16 protein-coding genes, 3 tRNA genes and 1 pseudogene are annotated in these 16,125 nt (G+C 58.6%); 5 read left to right on the plus strand and 15 right to left on the minus strand.

What is annotated here, in order from left to right; all coding sequences use genetic code 11:
- Positions 1-5: 5 nt before the first annotated feature.
- The 15 genes and pseudogenes from nuoK to QDY28_RS03150 form a co-directional block, all read right to left on the minus strand.
- A complete protein-coding gene (gene nuoK / locus QDY28_RS03080) occupies positions 6-314 on the minus strand; it encodes an NADH-quinone oxidoreductase subunit NuoK (RefSeq protein ID WP_120703848.1) in 309 nt (102 codons plus the stop codon).
- Positions 315-345: 31 nt separating this feature from the next.
- On the minus strand, positions 346-960 hold the full coding sequence (locus tag QDY28_RS03085; protein WP_331380437.1) for an NADH-quinone oxidoreductase subunit J: 615 nt from the start codon (positions 958-960) through the stop codon (positions 346-348).
- Positions 961-1,110: 150 nt separating this feature from the next.
- Positions 1,111-1,602, minus strand: a complete 492-nt coding sequence (nuoI, locus tag QDY28_RS03090) for an NADH-quinone oxidoreductase subunit NuoI (RefSeq protein ID WP_028754013.1) — start codon at positions 1,600-1,602, stop codon at positions 1,111-1,113.
- A gap of 40 nt (positions 1,603-1,642) precedes the next feature.
- The gene (gene nuoH / locus QDY28_RS03095; protein ID WP_331380216.1) at positions 1,643-2,686 is read right to left on the minus strand and encodes an NADH-quinone oxidoreductase subunit NuoH; all 1,044 of its coding nucleotides are present in this window, start codon (positions 2,684-2,686) and stop codon (positions 1,643-1,645) included.
- A 12-nt stretch (positions 2,687-2,698) separates the two neighbouring features.
- A complete protein-coding gene (gene nuoG / locus QDY28_RS03100) occupies positions 2,699-4,780 on the minus strand; it encodes an NADH-quinone oxidoreductase subunit NuoG (protein WP_331380217.1) in 2,082 nt (693 codons plus the stop codon).
- Between the two features lie 245 nt (positions 4,781-5,025).
- Complete coding sequence (locus QDY28_RS03105; protein WP_331380438.1) at positions 5,026-5,769, minus strand: 5' DNA nuclease; 744 nt, start codon at positions 5,767-5,769, stop codon at positions 5,026-5,028.
- Between the two features lie 8 nt (positions 5,770-5,777).
- On the minus strand, positions 5,778-7,082 hold the full coding sequence (gene nuoF / locus QDY28_RS03110) for an NADH-quinone oxidoreductase subunit NuoF (protein WP_331380218.1): 1,305 nt from the start codon (positions 7,080-7,082) through the stop codon (positions 5,778-5,780).
- 55 nt (positions 7,083-7,137) lie between these two features.
- Positions 7,138-7,917 (minus strand): annotated as a pseudogene (nuoE, locus tag QDY28_RS03115) (NADH-quinone oxidoreductase subunit NuoE); the annotation flags it as partial.
- Between the two features lie 14 nt (positions 7,918-7,931).
- Positions 7,932-8,249 (minus strand): hypothetical protein, encoded by a 318-nt coding sequence (locus QDY28_RS03120; RefSeq protein WP_331380219.1) that lies wholly within the window; start codon positions 8,247-8,249, stop codon positions 7,932-7,934.
- Entirely contained in the window at positions 8,249-9,439 is a 1,191-nt protein-coding gene (locus QDY28_RS03125; protein ID WP_331380220.1) for an NADH-quinone oxidoreductase subunit D, read from the minus strand. The genes QDY28_RS03120 and QDY28_RS03125 overlap by 1 nt, the downstream gene beginning before the upstream one ends.
- Before the next feature lie 67 nt (positions 9,440-9,506).
- Positions 9,507-10,109: an NADH-quinone oxidoreductase subunit C gene (locus QDY28_RS03130; RefSeq protein ID WP_331380221.1), complete on the minus strand. Its 603-nt coding sequence runs from the start codon at positions 10,107-10,109 to the stop codon at positions 9,507-9,509.
- A gap of 18 nt (positions 10,110-10,127) precedes the next feature.
- The gene (locus tag QDY28_RS03135; protein WP_028754005.1) at positions 10,128-10,709 is read right to left on the minus strand and encodes a NuoB/complex I 20 kDa subunit family protein; all 582 of its coding nucleotides are present in this window, start codon (positions 10,707-10,709) and stop codon (positions 10,128-10,130) included.
- Positions 10,700-11,065 (minus strand): NADH-quinone oxidoreductase subunit A, encoded by a 366-nt coding sequence (locus QDY28_RS03140; RefSeq protein ID WP_028754004.1) that lies wholly within the window; start codon positions 11,063-11,065, stop codon positions 10,700-10,702. The genes QDY28_RS03135 and QDY28_RS03140 overlap by 10 nt, the downstream gene beginning before the upstream one ends.
- A 260-nt stretch (positions 11,066-11,325) precedes the next feature.
- Positions 11,326-11,402: transfer RNA gene (locus tag QDY28_RS03145), tRNA-Asp, on the minus strand.
- Between the two features lie 51 nt (positions 11,403-11,453).
- Positions 11,454-11,530, minus strand: a tRNA-Asp gene (locus QDY28_RS03150).
- Between the two features lie 392 nt (positions 11,531-11,922).
- Between QDY28_RS03150 and QDY28_RS03155 the strand changes: the two genes are divergently transcribed.
- The 5 genes from QDY28_RS03155 (at position 11,923) to QDY28_RS03175 (ending at position 16,039) form a co-directional block, all read left to right on the plus strand.
- Positions 11,923-12,058, plus strand: a tRNA-Val gene (locus tag QDY28_RS03155).
- The gene (locus tag QDY28_RS03160; protein ID WP_331380222.1) at positions 12,010-12,801 is read left to right on the plus strand and encodes a hypothetical protein; all 792 of its coding nucleotides are present in this window, start codon (positions 12,010-12,012) and stop codon (positions 12,799-12,801) included. The genes QDY28_RS03155 and QDY28_RS03160 overlap by 49 nt, the downstream gene beginning before the upstream one ends.
- A complete protein-coding gene (locus QDY28_RS03165) occupies positions 12,782-14,077 on the plus strand; it encodes a capsule biosynthesis protein (RefSeq protein ID WP_331380223.1) in 1,296 nt (431 codons plus the stop codon). The genes QDY28_RS03160 and QDY28_RS03165 overlap by 20 nt, the downstream gene beginning before the upstream one ends.
- A gap of 14 nt (positions 14,078-14,091) precedes the next feature.
- Positions 14,092-14,745 carry an ABC transporter ATP-binding protein gene (locus tag QDY28_RS03170; protein ID WP_331380224.1) on the plus strand — a complete coding sequence of 218 codons (654 nt, stop codon included), beginning with the start codon at positions 14,092-14,094 and terminating at the stop codon, positions 14,743-14,745.
- Between the two features lie 28 nt (positions 14,746-14,773).
- The gene (locus QDY28_RS03175; RefSeq protein WP_331380225.1) at positions 14,774-16,039 is read left to right on the plus strand and encodes a capsule biosynthesis protein; all 1,266 of its coding nucleotides are present in this window, start codon (positions 14,774-14,776) and stop codon (positions 16,037-16,039) included.
- Positions 16,040-16,125: the final 86 nt, after the last annotated feature.

Here is a 16,125-nt window from a genome sequence, read left to right on the forward strand (position 1 = left end):
CTGTATCAGCCCTTCATCATGTTGACGTCTTCGACCGCGATGGAGCCGCGGTTGCGGTAGAAGACGACGAGAATTGCAAGACCGATGGCCGCTTCTGCAGCAGCAACAGTCAGAATGAACAGAGCAAAGACCTGGCCGACGATATCGTTGAGGAACGACGAGAAGGCGACCATGTTGATGTTGACCGCAAGCAGGATGAGCTCGATCGACATCAAGATGATGATGACGTTCTTGCGGTTCAGGAAGATACCGAAAACGCCGAGCACGAAAAGGATGGCGCTGACCGTCAGGTAGTGGGAAAGTCCGATGACCATATTCTTGTTCCTTTGACCCTCGTGCCGCGCCTTAGACGCCCTGCCCCGGCTTGACCTTGACCACCTCGACGGCGGTCGCGGGCGTGCGGGCGACCTGTTGCGGGATGCTCTGGCGCCGGACGTGCGTACGATGCCTCAGCGTCAGCACGATCGCGCCGATCATCGCGACCAGGAGCACAAGACCGGCGATCTCGAAGAAATAAACGTAGTTGGTATAGAGCACGTCGCCGAGCGCGGCGGTGTTCGTGCGGGTCGTTATCGCCGGGATCGGCATGGCGACCGACTTGGCGATAACTGGCGAAATCACGCTGCCACCGATGACGACGATCAGCTCAGCGGCAAGGATGATCCCGATCAGTGCACCGATCGGCGCATACTCCAGAATGCCTGCCCTGAGCTCGGAGAAGTCGATATCGAGCATCATCACGACGAAGAGGAAGAGAACTGCGACGGCGCCGACATAGACGACCAGCAGGATCATCGCCAGGAATTCCGCCCCCATCAGGAGGAAGAGGCCGGCGGCATTAAAGAAGACCAGGATGAGGAACAGGACCGAATGGACCGGATTCCGCGCCGAAATAACCATGAACGCCGACGCCACCGCGACAAAGGCGAAGATGTAGAAAAAAAGAGCCTGCAGACCCATGTTGGTGCCTTTTTCGTCTTCCCCCGGGCAGCCGGGAGTGCCCCTGCCCGATGGGACTTGGCCGGACATGAGTCCGCCAAAGCCCCGGTCTCTATTCCACCGCGACGGCGACAATCTCGGCCGCCCGTCACGGCATATTCAAAATTCCGCTCAGCGGTACGGCGAATCCATCGCTATGTTGCGCGCGATTTCGCGTTCCCAGCGGTCGCCATTTTCCAGAAGCCGCGCTTTATCGAAATAAAGCTCTTCGCGGGTTTCGGTGGCGAATTCGAAGTTCGGCCCTTCGACGATGGCGTCGACCGGGCAAGCCTCTTGGCAGAAGCCGCAATAGATGCACTTCACCATATCGATGTCATAGCGCACCGTGCGGCGGGTGCCGTCATTGCGGCGCGGCCCGGCTTCGATGGTGATCGCCTGAGCAGGACAGATCGCTTCGCAGAGCTTGCAGGCGATGCAGCGCTCTTCACCATTGGGATAACGGCGCAGCGCATGTTCGCCACGGAAGCGCGGGCTGACCGGTCCCTTTTCGAAGGGATAATTGATCGTCGCCTTCTGCTTGAAGAAATAGCGCATCGACAAAAAGAATGCGCCGACGAATTCCTTGAGGAACAGCGAGCTGACGGCGTTGGAAATTCCGGCCATCTTCAACCTCCAAATCTGCTTGAAGCGAGGGTCGACATCATCATGCCCATCCCGTCAGCTTCAGCACGAATGCAACGATAATGACCATGGCCAGCGACAGCGGCAGGAACACTTTCCAGCCGAGACGCATGAGCTGGTCGTAGCGGTAGCGCGGCACGAACGCCTTGACCATCGCGAACATGAAGAAGACGAGGCACGACTTCAGCAGGAACCAGATGATGCCGGGGACCCAGTTGAGGATCCAGATATCGACCGGCGGCAGCCAGCCACCGAGGAAGAGGATCGTGGTCAGCGAGCACATCAGAACGACGGCGGCATATTCGCCGAGCATGAACATCATGTAAGGCGAGGAGCCATATTCGACCATGAAGCCGGCAACCAGCTCCGATTCCGCTTCCGGCAGGTCGAATGGCGGACGGTTCGTCTCAGCGAGCGCCGAAATGAAGAACACGATGAACATCGGGAATAGCGACAGCCAATGCCAATCGAGGAACGAGTTGGGCAGGCCGAGCTTGGTGCCGAGGCCGGTCTGCTGCGACATTACGATATCGGTCAGGTTCAGGGAGCCGACGCAGAGCAGCACGGTAACGATGACAAAGCCGATCGAGACTTCATAGGACACCATCTGCGCGGCGGAACGCAGCGCGCCGAGGAACGGATACTTCGAGTTGGAAGCCCAGCCGCCCATGATGATGCCGTACACTTCGAGCGAAGAAATCGCCAGAATGTAGAGGATGCCGACATTGATATCGGCGATCACCCAGCCATGCGCCAACGGCACGACGGCCCAGGTGGAGAGCGCCAGGACCACGGAGACGAGCGGCGCCAGCAGGAAGACGGTCTTGTTGGCGCCGGCGGGAATGATCGGCTCCTTGACCATGAACTTCAAAAGGTCAGCGAAGGACTGGAACAGGCCGAAGGGACCGACGACGTTCGGGCCGCGGCGCAACTGAACCGCCGCCCAGATCTTGCGGTCGGCAAGAAGGATATAGGCGATGAAGATCAGCAGGCAGACCAGGAGCAGCAGGGACTGACCGATGATAATCAGCGCCGGCCAAAGATAGGTCGAAACGAATGAATCCATAGTCCTCTGCCCTTACTCTGCCGCAGCCTGGAAATTGTTGCGGGCCAATGCCGAGCACTCGGCCATAACAGCCGAGGCACGCGCTATCGGGTTCGTCAAATAGAAGTCTTTGATCGGCGAAGCAAACCCGGATTTGCCCATCGCGCCGGCTTTTTTCGCCAGTGCGACAATTTGGGCGCTATCAGCTTCGGCGATCTCGTCGATGGCTGCGAAATGCGGGAACGCGGCATAGAGCTTTGCGCGCAATTCTCTCAGCGAATCAAAGGGAAGCTTCTTGCCGAGCACATCGGAAAGGGCGCGGATGATGGCCCAGTCTTCGCGAGCGTCGCCGGGCGCGAAGCCGGCACGGTTGCCCATCTGAACGCGGCCTTCGGTATTGACCCAGGTGCCCGACTTTTCGGTGTAGGTGGCAGCCGGCAAAATGACATCGGCGTTATGCGCGCCGTTGTCGCCATGCGAGCCGATGTAGACGGTGAACTTCGCGCCCTTGCGGGTGAAATCGAGTTCATCGGCACCCAGCAGGAAGAGAACGTCCATCGAGGACAGCATTGCCGCAGCATTGACGCCCTTTGCGCCCGGTACAAAGCCGAGATCGAGGCCGCCGACGCGGGAAGCGGCGGTATGCAGAACGGCAAAGCCGTTCCAGCCATCCTTCACGACGCCGACCGCGGCAGCGAGCTTGGCGGCATTCGCCAGCACTTCGGCACCATCTTCTCGAATGAACGCGCCCTGGCCGATGATGATCATCGGCTTTTGCGCGTTCTTCAGAACATCGGCAAAGGCGTGTGAACCGCTGACGACATCGGCCAGCGTGTCCGGACCGGCGCCGAGATAGTCGTAGGAGTAGCGCAGGTCGGCATGTTCGCCGATCACGCCGATCGGGAACTTGCCCTTGCGCCAGCGCTTGCGGATGCGCGAGTTCAACACAGCCGCTTCGAAGCGCGGCGTGGCACCAATGATCAGCAGCGCATCGGCAGCTTCGATACCTTCGATGGTCGGATTGAAGATGTAGCTTGCGCGGCCAAGCGACGGATCAAGCGCCGTCCCGTCCTGGCGACAGTCGAGATTTTCCGATCCCAGTGATTTCAACAGTTCGGAGAGGGCGTACATTTCCTCGACCGAAGCAAGGTCGCCGGCGATGGCGCCGATCTTGTCGCCGCTAGTGGCGGCAACTGCCGACTTGATGGCTGCGAAGGCATCACTCCAGGTCGCTGCCTGTAGGCGGCCATCTCGACGGACATAGGGCTTGTCCAGGCGCTGCGTCTTCAGGCCGTCCCAGATGAAGCGGGTCTTGTCGGAGATCCACTCTTCGTTGATCTGTTCGTTGACGCGCGGCAGGACGCGCATGACTTCGCGGCCGCGGGTGTCGACGCGGATCGCCGAGCCGAGCGCGTCCATGACGTCGATCGATTCGGTCTTGTTCAGTTCCCACGGACGGGCCGTGAAGGCGAAGGGCTTCGAGGTCAACGCACCGACGGGGCAGAGGTCGACGACATTGCCCTGCAGCTCAGAGGTCATTGCCTGCTCGAGATAGGTGGTGATTTCCGCATCTTCGCCGCGGCCGATCAGGCCGAGTTCGGAAATACCGGCAACTTCGGTCGTGAAGCGGACGCAGCGCGTGCAGTGGATGCAGCGGTTCATCACGGTCTTGACGAGTGGACCGATATATTTGTCTTCGACGGCGCGCTTATCTTCCTGATAGCGCGAGCTGTCGATGCCAAAGGCCATCGCCTGGTCCTGCAGGTCGCATTCGCCGCCCTGGTCGCAGATCGGGCAATCCAGCGGGTGGTTGATCAGAAGGAATTCCATCACGCCTTCGCGGGCCTTCTTGACCATTGGCGTGTTTGTGAAGACTTCCGGAAGCTCGCCGTTCGGGCCGCCGCGAATATCGCGAACACCCATGGCGCAGGAGGCCTGGGGCTTCGGCGGGCCGCCCTTCACCTCTACGAGGCACATGCGGCAATTGCCGGCCACCGACAGTCGTTCATGGAAGCAGAAGCGCGGGACTTCGGCGCCGGCTTCCTCGCACGCCTGGATAAGCGTGTAGTGATCCGGAACTTCGATCTCTTTACCGTCAATCTTCAGTTTAGCCATCGTCCACTCAGTCCTATGTCACGTCTTCAGCCCAACCTGGCCGAAGACAATTTCATGATCGCAACACCGTCTCGCCACCTGCACGGCATTTAAGCCGCGTGGCACCGGTTTGCTCACAATCACCTTTGCCGAAACTTGCCCCCACAAGATCAGCATGCCGGCTGAAACATCGCAGGTCTCGCCCGCAACATGTCCACCGCCTCATTCACACCTTCGGCCGCTTGGGGCGCAGCCGAAGAAAACTCTCAACTCCGGCCTTTCGGCAGGAACCCTTTTGCCTGACCGACCCAATCGTCGCGCCGGATGCGGCCGTCGAAACCGAGTTCTGCATCGATCCGCTCGACATCCGCCTCGTTCCAGGCCGCGATATCGGCAAAGCGCAGAATGCCGCGTCCGTTCAGAACTTGCTCCAACTTCGGACCAATGCCCGAAATCCGCTTCAGATCATCCGTCTTCACGGCGGCTTTGCGGCTGCGCGCAGGCGCCGTGTCCGGCTTTGCCGCAACCGGCTCGAGAGCGACGATCTTGGCCTTGGCGCGCGCTTGGGCGGGCGTCTTTACCGGCTCCGCCTTCGCCGCGACTGGCTTCGGTTCGACCTGCTTCACCTCAACCGGCGCTGCCTTAACCGGCCTTGCTTCGACAGGCTTGGCAGCGGGCGATGCTATCACCGGCGCCGCCGCCTCTGCCCGATCGCTCTTTGCCGCCGGCTTTTCCTGGGCGGCGGCATTGTTCGTCTCGTCCAGCGATGCGGCGAACTTGTTGGTTGCCGCGACCGCGCCTTGCAGCGCACCAAAGAATGCGCCGGCCATTTGCGACGAGAAGCCGAACCCGATCGCTGTTGCCGCGGCAAATGCAGCCGCGGGATGCGCCATCAGCGGGTGGATCGGCAAAATAGGCGAATTCCGCAGCATATCCGCTGCAATACGACCGAGTTCGGCCGATGCATCTGCCGCTCCGCTGTTATGGCCTGCGTCCGTGGTCTTCGCCATCATCGTCCCTACTCCGCCGCTTCGAGTACTGCGCCCTGGCTCGTGGCATTGGCCGTGTATTGGTCAATGCGCTTTTCGATTTCCGGGCGGAAGTTGCGGATCAGGCCCTGTACCGGCCATGCGGCGGCGTCGCCGAGCGCACAGATGGTATGACCTTCGATCTGCTTCGTGACCTGGAACAGCATGTCGATTTCGCGCTTCTGCGCATTGCCCCGGGCCATGCGCTCCAGCACGCGCCACATCCAGCCGGTGCCTTCACGGCACGGCGTGCACTGGCCGCAGCTTTCATGCTTGAAGAAGGCGGAGATGCGGGCAATCGCCTTGATGATGTCGGTCGACTTGTCCATGACGATCGCAGCAGCCGTACCGAAGGACGACTTGACCTCGCGCAGACCGTCGAAATCCATCGGGCAATCGATGATGTCGGCAGCGGGAACGACCGGGCACGAGGCGCCACCTGGGATGACGGCAAGCAGATTGTCCCAGCCGCCACGAATGCCGCCGCCGTGCTTTTCCACCAGTTCGCGGAAGGTGATGCCCATCGTTTCTTCGACCGTGCACGGACGATTGACGTGGCCGGAAAGCATGAACAGCTTGGTGCCGACATTGTTCGGGCGACCGAAGGAGGAGAACCAGCCGGCACCGCGACGCAGGATGGTCGGGGCAACGGCGATCGACTCGACGTTGTTGACGGTGGTCGGGCAACCGTAAAGGCCCATGTTGGCCGGGAATGGCGGCTTCAGGCGTGGCTGGCCCTTCTTGCCTTCCAGGCTTTCGAGCAGCGCGGTCTCTTCGCCGCAGATGTAGGCGCCGGCACCATGATGAACAAAAACATCAAAATCCCAGCCGAGCTTATTGTTTTTGCCGAGAAGGCCGGCATCGTAGCATTCGTCGATCGCGGCCTGCAGGGCTTCGCGCTCGCGCATGTATTCGCCGCGCACGTAGATATATGCGGTGTTCGCACCCATGGCGAAACCGGCAATGACGCAGCCTTCGATCAACGTATGCGGATCGTGGCGCATGATGTCGCGGTCCTTGCAGGTGCCAGGCTCTGACTCATCGGCATTGACGACGAGATAGTGCGGGCGACCGTCGCTTTCCTTCGGCATGAAGGACCACTTGAGGCCGGTCGGGAAGCCGGCGCCGCCACGGCCGCGAAGACCCGATGCCTTCATCTCGTTGACGATCCAGTCCCGGCCCTTTTCGAGGATCTGCTTGGTGCCGTCCCAGTGGCCGCGGCTCATCGCGCCTTTCAGGGACTTGTCCTTGAGACCGTAGATATTGGTAAAGATGCGATCCTGATCCTGTAACATACCTTACCTCTTACTCAGCCTTGTCGCCGACAACCGTATTGTCTTTTTTGGCCGGAGCCGCCTTCGGGTGCTCGGTGGGCAGTGCGGTCTTGCCGTCGGCCGGGCTCTTCAGCGCCGGATTGGTCTCAGCATCGCTGCTGACGGGCTTGGCGGCCTCGGATGGCGGCAGAGCAACCGTTTCGGCGGCAGCCTTGGCACCGGTCTTCTTTTTCGACTTCGTCGCCGGCGAATCCAGAAGCGACGTCAAACCACCTTCCGGTGCCGAGAAAATGCGATCGATCTGCGGGCCGGTCGGGACTTCGCTGCCCTTGCCTGCGACAAATGCATCGATGATCTCTTCGAGACGTTCCGGCGTCAGATCCTCATAGGTATCCTTGCCGATAACGACCATCGGTGCGTTGACGCAGGCGCCCTGACATTCGACCTCTTCCCAGGAAAGCGTGCCTTCGGCATTGCGTTCCAGCGCGTGGTCGGCGATCTTGCTCTTGCAGACCTTCACCAGGCCTTCGGCGCCGCGCAACATGCAAGGCGTCGTGCCGCACACCTGAATATGGGCGCGGCTGCCGACCGGATGCAGTTGGAACTGCGTGTAGAAGGTGGCGACTTCGAGCGCCCGGATATAGGCCATATCGAGCATATCGGCAATCTTTTCGATGGCCGCCTTGGTGACCCAGCCATCCTGCTCCTGCGCACGCATCATCAGCGGAATAATCGCCGATTGCTGACGGCCCTCGGGATATTTCTTGATCGTCTTTTCAGCCCAAACCGCGTTCTCCTGGTTAAAGGCGAAGGCGGCAGGCTGGAATTGATCTTCGGCTAGTCGACGAACGGACATCTTTCACGCCTATCTCAGTTTAAGGACCCACACCGCGTATTCGTCAGCGACGAAAATTCGCAGGCATAGGCCGACTGGTCTTTCTGCATAAACACAACGAATTTGCCGCCGTTGGGCACGGCGGCCTTTATTTCATAACCACGCGACACGAGATCGGCCATGGTCGATACCGAGCTCTGCGAAGCCGTATTTCCGCTCTTTGCAGCATTCGAGCTTTTCGCATTCGAACCCTGCACGGAGATGCTGGGCAACGTCTGCGCCTTGCCGACTTGCTGAGCCGAAGCTCCGGAAGCAAGGAGAAGCGCAGCAGCGATGACCGGCCAAAACTGCATCAGCGATCCACCTCACCGAACACGATGTCGAGCGAACCGAGCACGGCCGCGACGTCGGCAAGCAGATGGCCGCGGCACATGAAATCCATGGCCTGCAGATGCGCATAGCCCGGAGCGCGGATCTTGCAGCGATACGGCTTGTTCGATCCGTCGGAGACGAGATAGACGCCGAACTCGCCCTTCGGCGCTTCGACGGCGGCATAAACCTCGCCGGCCGGCACGTGGTAACCTTCGGTGTAAAGTTTGAAGTGGTGGATCAACGCTTCCATCGAGCGCTTCATCTCACCACGCTTCGGCGGCACGACCTTGCCGTCGAGCGAAGAGACCGGACCGGTCTTGGCATCGCTGAGCAGACGATTGACGCACTGCTTCATGATGCGGACGGACTGGCGCATCTCGATCATGCGGATCAAATAACGGTCGTAGCAGTCGCCGTTCTTGCCGATCGGAATATCGAATTCGAGATCGGAATAGCACTCGTAGGGCTGCGCACGGCGCAGGTCCCAGGCGGCACCGGAGCCGCGGACCATGACGCCGGAGAAGCCCCAGGCCCAACAGTCTTCCAGCGACACGACGCCAATATCGACGTTGCGCTGCTTGAAGATGCGGTTGCCGGTGAGCAGCTCGTCGATATCGTCAAGCGCCTTCAGGAAGGGATCGCACCAGTCGCCAATGTCCTGCACCAGCTTTTCCGGCAGATCCTGATGAACGCCGCCCGGACGGAAATAGGCGGCATGCATGCGCGAGCCCGAGGCACGCTCATAAAACACCATCAGCTTTTCGCGCTCTTCGAAGCCCCAGAGCGGCGGCGTCAGCGCACCAACGTCCATGGCCTGCGTCGTAACGTTCAGCAGATGCGAAAGGATGCGGCCGATTTCGGAATAGAGCACGCGGATCAACTGACCACGGATCGGAATTTCAATGCCAAGCAGCTTTTCGACGGCCAGCGCATAGGCGTGTTCCTGGTTCATCGGCGCCACGTAATCGAGGCGGTCGAAATAAGGAACGGCCTGAAGATAGGTCTTTGTCTCGATCAGCTTTTCCGTGCCGCGATGCAGCAGGCCGATATGCGGATCGACGCGTTCCACAATTTCGCCGTCCAATTCGAGGACAAGACGCAAAACGCCGTGCGCAGCCGGGTGCTGCGGACCGAAATTGATGTTGAAGTTGCGAACGTTGTGTTCTGTCATGGCGGCGATGCTCGCGTTTTCAGATATTCAGTGAATGGCAGGCTTCCGCCCGCCACACGCCATCAAATTATGCCTTCGCCTTTTCATCGCCCGGCAGCACGTAATCCGTGCCTTCCCAGGGAGACAAGAAGTCGAAGTTGCGGAATTCCTGCTTCAGCTCGACGGGTTCGTAAACGACACGCTTGGCAGCGTCGTCATAGCGAACTTCGACGAAACCGGTCGTCGGGAAATCCTTGCGCAGCGGATGGCCTTCGAAGCCGTAGTCGGTCAAAAGGCGACGCAGATCGGGGTGGCCGGTGAAGAGAACGCCGTACATGTCCCAGGTCTCGCGCTCGAACCAATCGGCGCCGGGATAGACGCTGCAGGCCGAAGGAACCGGCTGGTCTTCGGCGACCGGAACCTTGATGCGGATGCGCAGGTTCTTCTTCGGCGACAGCAGATGGTAGACGACATCGAAACGATCGGGACGCTGCGGCCAGTCGACGCCGCAAATATCCGTCAAGTTGACGAAGCCGCATCGGGCATCATCACGCAGGAACGTCAGCAGCGGGACGGTATTTTCGGCCGTCGTCGTCACGTTCAGCTCGCCATACTTGATCTCGAACGACGAAATCAGCGCGCCGCGAACTTCGGTGAGATAGGTGGCGAGCTCGTTCAGGGCTTCACTCATATTGCCTTGTCCCCTGCCTTACCGTTCGATCGTGCCGGTGCGCCGGATTTTCTTCTGCAGCAGAAGCACGCCATAGAGCAGCGCCTCAGCCGTGGGAGGACAGCCCGGTATATAGATGTCGATCGGCACGATGCGGTCGCAGCCGCGCACGACCGAATAGGAATAGTGATAGTAGCCGCCGCCATTGGCGCAGGAGCCCATCGAGATGACGTAGCGCGGTTCCGGCATCTGGTCGTAGACCTTGCGCAGAGCCGGAGCCATCTTGTTGGTCAGCGTGCCGGCGACGATCATGACGTCGGACTGGCGCGGCGAGGCGCGCGGCGCGAAACCGAAACGCTCGACGTCGTAACGCGGCATGGAAACCTGCATCATCTCGACCGCGCAGCATGCGAGACCGAAGGTCATCCACATCAACGAGCCAGTACGAGCCCAATTGATCAGCTCGTCGGTCGAGGTGACGAGGAAACCCTTGTCGGCGAGCTCATTGTTGATCTCGCCGAAGAACGGATCGTTGCTGCCGACCGGCTTGCCGGTTGCGGGATCGATGATCCCCTTCGGTTGCGGCGCGACGAGCGTCGTATTGCCTTGAGCTACTCCCATTCGAGCGCTCCCTTCTTCCATTCATAAATAAAGCCGATGGTCAGCACCGCCAGGAACACCATCATCGACCAGAACCCGAACCAGCCGATCGCACCGAAGGACACGGCCCAGGGGAAAAGGAAGGCGACTTCCAGGTCAAAGATGATGAAGAGAATCGACACGAGATAGAAGCGAATGTCGAACTTCATGCGGGCGTCGTCGAATGCGTTGAAGCCGCACTCGTAGGCCGACAGCTTTTCCGAATCAGGCGCCTTGAAAGCGACGGCAAACGGCGTGATCAACAACGCCAGGCCGATCACCACGGCAATACCAATGAAAATAGCTATCGGAATATAGGAACTGAGCAGTCCAGTCATCATGTCCATCCCTGCTTGTCATGTGCGCCGGGGCGGCGCCTCTGAGCAAATGCCCAAGCCAAGCGAAAGAGCGTTGCAACAGAGCCGTGGTTAGCGCAGCCGGGGCGCGGGCGCAAGCCTTTTGAATATGTCGTTTCAAGCACTACCGAACCGGACTTACCAACAGGCTGTAACGATATCGCGACAAATCCGCGCAAAGGCAAAACGGCTTTTTCGCAGTCGCAGCAAATTGATGATTGATTGTAATGACTTGAAGTAAATGGCGCGAGTGACGGGGCTCGAACCCGCGACCTCCGGCGTGACAGGCCGGCACTCTAACCGACTGAGCTACACCCGCGCATCGTTTGACCTTTCGGTCACGCGAAAATCCGGCAATCATGCTTTAAAATGGCGCGAGTGACGGGGCTCGAACCCGCGACCTCCGGCGTGACAGGCCGGCACTCTAACCGACTGAGCTACACCCGCACTTCATTTCAAGCATACCGGATGCTTTCGCACCCATCAAAGCGGCCTCGCCGTTCGATGAGCGGCTAACTACGGGGTTCGCGTTTGGGTGTCAAGCAGGTTTAAATACAAATCCATGACAGAGTACGAATTGTTTTCGCGACCGCCGCCGGCTCGTTCCGGCTCCGTCGATTTGGCATGGCAGCTTCGCGCCTCATGCATTTCAAAAACGGCTCATAAGCCCGCCCTGGCCAGGCCGGTTTTAGCAGCGGCCGCATGGGGCCGATATCCACTGGAGATCTCGCGCAATCAAAAAAATCAAAAAATCTTCACAAACACTCTTGCGGTTTTTTGTCGTTCCGCATAGATCACGGCCACCGAACGCAGCGGTCCAATGCACCGCTTGCTGCAAGGGCGATTAGCTCAGTTGGTAGAGCGCCTCGTTTACACCGAGGATGTCGGGAGTGCTGATCTATCGGCGGCCGCAGGTGTCGAAACCGGTGCCGTTGAAGATCCTGCGGCTGGAAACACAGCTCCTGCCTATGGCCAAATTCGATTATTACTGTGGCCGCCATTTCCAATATGAGCTCTCGTCCGTAGAGCGCTTCGGGCATGAAACCGCGCTGCAGGCCTTTCATCTCAATGCCATCCAGTCGATCTACATCAGCGGACGGCTGCTGTTGCGGAACTATGAGGAGTTTCTCGACAAGGGATTCAAGGCCATCGTTCTGCTCACGGACCCCTATTACGAATTGGCGCTGCGCATATTCCTGCTGAAACGAATGGCAAAGACGCAAATCTCGTTCTTTGGCGACCGGGACAAGATCATCCTGGCGCCGGCGGCCGAACACTTTGCTGACGTCGATCTCGAAAGCGAGGCGTCGCTTAAATCGGCGCTCAAGAAGGCATCGCAGAATGTCAGAAACGTTCTGCTGTCCCCCGTTACCCGTCAACTGGTCGCCACCACTCCCGAGCAACTCGTCAAACGCAGCGACGTCGCCGCAGCGATCGACCTGCTTTCACGGTTCACCATTGTCGGACACGATGCGGACGGCCTTCATTTTCAGGACGCAATCGGTGAACTGCTCGGCATCTCCATCGGCGATCTTCCACTGCCCTCGCGGCATTCTGCTCTGGAAGACGTTGCGGCGAGATTGCGCTCGTTGCATATTGCCGAACTCATACTCGAAGAAGATTTGATTTTTGATCATTACGTGCGTGAGGCGATGAAACCCACCGCGCCGGAATTGCAAAAAGCGAATGCAAGCCGACATGCCCAAAACAGCCATTGAAGAACCGGTCGATCAGCACTATCCGCGGGTGAAACCGGAACGCCATATTTTGCCATCTTTGTTTCGGCGAAGGATGCCGGAGCGGCATCAGTATAATGATCTGGAAGATATCGAATATTTGCCGGGGTCCGGCACGCAGGAACCCGCGCCTCGAGCCGGCGGCAAACCGCCGCTCCGGCTCCTCAGCTTTCTGTTGATCGTCATCCTGCCGTTTCTGGCAAGCTCGATCTATTACGTTTTCATCGCCTCGGATCAGTATGTTGCCGAAGCGCGCTTCGCCGTCCGCGCGCTCTCCGGTACCAGTTCGGACGACAAAGGCGATGGCAGCGGCGGCTCCGAGGGTGGTGGCGCGGCAGGCCTTCTCAACATGCGTTCAGCGTCACAGGATGCTTATGTCGTCACAAGCTTCATTCACTCCACCGAGATCCTCAAACGCATCGGCGAGAAACTCGATTATCGATCGATGTTCGCGCGGCAGGACGCGGATTTTTTATCGCGATTCCGCTCCTCGCAATCCGACGAGGAATTTCTGACCTATTGGGAAAACCACGTCAGCGCCTATATCGACGTCTCTTCCGGCATTATCACCTTAAAGGTGCGCGCTTTTACGCCCGATGATTCGGTAAAGCTTTCCGACGCCATCATTCAAGAGAGCGAAGCACTGATCAACGAGCTCTCGCAACGTGCGCGCAACGATATCGTGCAAAGCATGCGGGCAGATGTCGAGAAAAGCGGCAAGGCCTATAGCGACACCCTGGCCGCGCTCAATCAGTTTCAACATCAATCCGGGCTTCTTAGCCCGGTGGCGCAAGCCAAGGACAGCAGTACCCTGCTGACGGGACTTCTCGCGCAAAAGCTCGAATTCGAAACGCGCCTGTTCGTAATGAAGCAGTCACATGCCGAGGGTTCTCCGACCTATCAGCAGCTCACGCTCGCACTGCAAAGTCTTGACGCTCAGATCGACAAGAAGAAGACGGAGCTGACGGGGCCTGAAAACGCCAGCCTTGCCAAAGCGCTGCTGGAATACTCCAAGCTCGACACAGACCGGATGATTGCGGAGAAGCTCTATGAGGCCTCCCAGAGGAACTACGAGGCGGTGCTTGCGGAAGCGCTTCGGAAGACACTTTATTTGGCCGTTTTCGTAAAGCCGGCGCTTCCGGACGAAGCCGTATTTCCACACCGGATCACGACGCCGCTGATCATATTGCTGGGCCTGGCCGTTCTCTGGACAACCCTGTCGTTGATCTGGGCGTCGGTTGAGGATCATCAGATATAGGCGAGAGACGCGCGATGATCCGCTTTAAGAACGTATCGAAACACTTCAAGACACAGAATAGCAAAAAGGTGATCCTGGATCGCGTGACCTGCGAATTCATGTCCGGCTATTCCTACGGCCTGCTTGGCGTGAACGGCGCCGGAAAGTCCACGACCATGCGGATGATCGCCGGCACCATGCTGCCAAATTCTGGCAAGATCTCCAAGGACGTTCGTGTGTCGTGGCCGCTGGGTCTTGCCAGCGGTTTCAACCCCTATATGACGGGCCGCGCGAATCTTCACTTCGTTGCCCGCGCCTATGGGGAGGATGTCAGGCGCGTCTCCCGTTTTGTCGAAGAGTTCGCCGAACTTGGCGACTACATCAACGCGCCGGTGCGCACCTATTCTTCCGGCATGGCCGCCCGATTGGCCTTCGGCCTTTCGATGGCGATAGAATTCGAATGCTATCTCGTCGACGAAGTTCTAGCCGTTGGCGATGCGCGGTTCCAGGAACGCTGTCGCATCGCATTTGACAGCCGGCGGAAATATTCCGACATCATCATGATCTCGCACAGCATGAGCATGATCAAATCGCATTGCGACAAGGGAATGGTGCTCGTTGACGGCAGACTTATGTTTTTCGACCAGGTCGAACAGGCCATCGAAGCGTATTACAGATTGAACAGATAGATGCGACGAAGTGTCAACAAGGTCCCATATGGCTCACGATACCGGAAAGACATCTGAAACTGTTCAGCTCAGTGCGATTCAGCACAGCCGCGACGTTGCCGCGAAACTTTCGGTAACCGCGCGCAAGTTGCGCTTTTCGACATCGAAGCGAAGCCAGTTCTACAAAGCCGTTGGCCTGCGTCCCCGTCCGCTGGAGCAAATTCTCGGAAAGGCGATATTGGCCGTCACCCTGTTGTTCCTGGTTATTCCGAATGCCGCTTCGATCTATTACTTCACCCGTATGGCTTCGGATCAATATCAGTCCGAAACGCGCTTTACCGTTCGCTCGTCGACGCCAGCGCTCGGGAAGGACCAACTGGCCAAGGTAACCGGCCTGCCATCGGCGCAAATCGTCCAGAATACGCTGATCGTTACCAATTTCATTTCCAGCAAGGACATGGTGGCGGCTCTCCAGACGAAGGTCGACTTCCAAGCACTTTATGGAAATCCGGCGATCGATCCGCTGGCAAGACTCAAGCAGGATGCGACATCGGAGAAGATGCTCGACTACTGGAAGGACATGGTTTCGATCAAAATCGATGCCAACAGCGGTATCGTGACGGTCAAGGTCCGTGCCTTTTCGGCCGCCGATGCGCGGAAGATATTGCAAGAGGTCGTTGCCGCTTCCGAAGCCGTGGTCAACGACGTCAATAACCGCATCTGGCGCGATGTCATCACGACGGCGCAAACCAATTTGGACAATGCAAAGAATCAACTGCAGAAAGCGCGGGAACAGCTTCAGCTTGCCCGCAACCAAACGGGCGTCCTCAGCGTCGAGGGATCCTCGGCAATTCTCATGGACCTGATAACCAGCGTTCAGAAAGACAAGATCAATCTTCAGCAGAAATACGACGCTTTGCTTCCGACGGTAGCGCCCAATGCGCCACAGATGAAGGTTCTGAAGCGGGAAATCGATAGCAAGGAAAAGCAACTGCAGGATCTGAACAGCCAGGTGGCCGGACAGAATAAATCCGAGCAGAACCTTGCCGACGTATCCCTCGACATGTCTCAGCGACAACTGGAACAAAACCTGGCCGAACAGCAATTCGCCACAGCCATGAGAACGCTGGAGCAAGTGCAGTTTGTCAGCAAGCAACAGCTCCTTTACCTCGATACTTTTCTTGCGCCGGACCTGGCGGACGAAGCGGAATATCCCAAACGAGGGCTCTGGATGGGTGGCATTTTGGCAGCGACCCTCGCAATTTGGGGTATTGTCGTCGGCCTGCTGACAACTCTGCGAAATCGCTTGGGGTGATCACGCTTCGACCGTCACCCATGCAAAGTCTGCGCGACGCCATCTATGGATCGATACCCAGGCCGCGGCCTTCCGCAGCGTCTATT

Origin of the sequence: Rhizobium sp. BR 362 (genome assembly GCF_036528765.1) — a bacterium.
In the GTDB taxonomy this organism is placed as follows: Bacteria; Pseudomonadota; Alphaproteobacteria; order Rhizobiales; family Rhizobiaceae; genus Rhizobium.

Bases quoted from the DNA above. Each gene is read 5' to 3' on its own strand.
- nuoI (WP_028754013.1), bottom strand. From the start codon at position 1,602: ATGGCCGGAATTTCCAACGCCGTCAGCTCGCTGTTCCTCAAGGAATTC.
- nuoF (WP_331380218.1), bottom strand. From the start codon at position 7,082: ATGTTACAGGATCAGGATCGCATCTTTACCAATATCTACGGTCTCAAG.
- QDY28_RS03170 (WP_331380224.1), top strand. From the start codon at position 14,092: ATGATCCGCTTTAAGAACGTATCGAAACACTTCAAGACACAGAATAGC.
- QDY28_RS03085 (WP_331380437.1), bottom strand. From the start codon at position 960: ATGGGTCTGCAGGCTCTTTTTTTCTACATCTTCGCCTTTGTCGCGGTG.
- QDY28_RS03120 (WP_331380219.1), bottom strand. From the start codon at position 8,249: ATGCAGTTTTGGCCGGTCATCGCTGCTGCGCTTCTCCTTGCTTCCGGA.
- QDY28_RS03135 (WP_028754005.1), bottom strand. From the start codon at position 10,709: ATGGGAGTAGCTCAAGGCAATACGACGCTCGTCGCGCCGCAACCGAAG.
- nuoK (WP_120703848.1), bottom strand. From the start codon at position 314: ATGGTCATCGGACTTTCCCACTACCTGACGGTCAGCGCCATCCTTTTC.
- QDY28_RS03130 (WP_331380221.1), bottom strand. From the start codon at position 10,109: ATGAGTGAAGCCCTGAACGAGCTCGCCACCTATCTCACCGAAGTTCGC.
- QDY28_RS03105 (WP_331380438.1), bottom strand. From the start codon at position 5,769: ATGGCGAAGACCACGGACGCAGGCCATAACAGCGGAGCGGCAGATGCA.
- nuoH (WP_331380216.1), bottom strand. From the start codon at position 2,686: ATGGATTCATTCGTTTCGACCTATCTTTGGCCGGCGCTGATTATCATC.
- QDY28_RS03165 (WP_331380223.1), top strand. From the start codon at position 12,782: ATGCCCAAAACAGCCATTGAAGAACCGGTCGATCAGCACTATCCGCGG.
- QDY28_RS03175 (WP_331380225.1), top strand. From the start codon at position 14,774: ATGGCTCACGATACCGGAAAGACATCTGAAACTGTTCAGCTCAGTGCG.
- QDY28_RS03140 (WP_028754004.1), bottom strand. From the start codon at position 11,065: ATGACTGGACTGCTCAGTTCCTATATTCCGATAGCTATTTTCATTGGT.
- QDY28_RS03125 (WP_331380220.1), bottom strand. From the start codon at position 9,439: ATGACAGAACACAACGTTCGCAACTTCAACATCAATTTCGGTCCGCAG.
- nuoG (WP_331380217.1), bottom strand. From the start codon at position 4,780: ATGGCTAAACTGAAGATTGACGGTAAAGAGATCGAAGTTCCGGATCAC.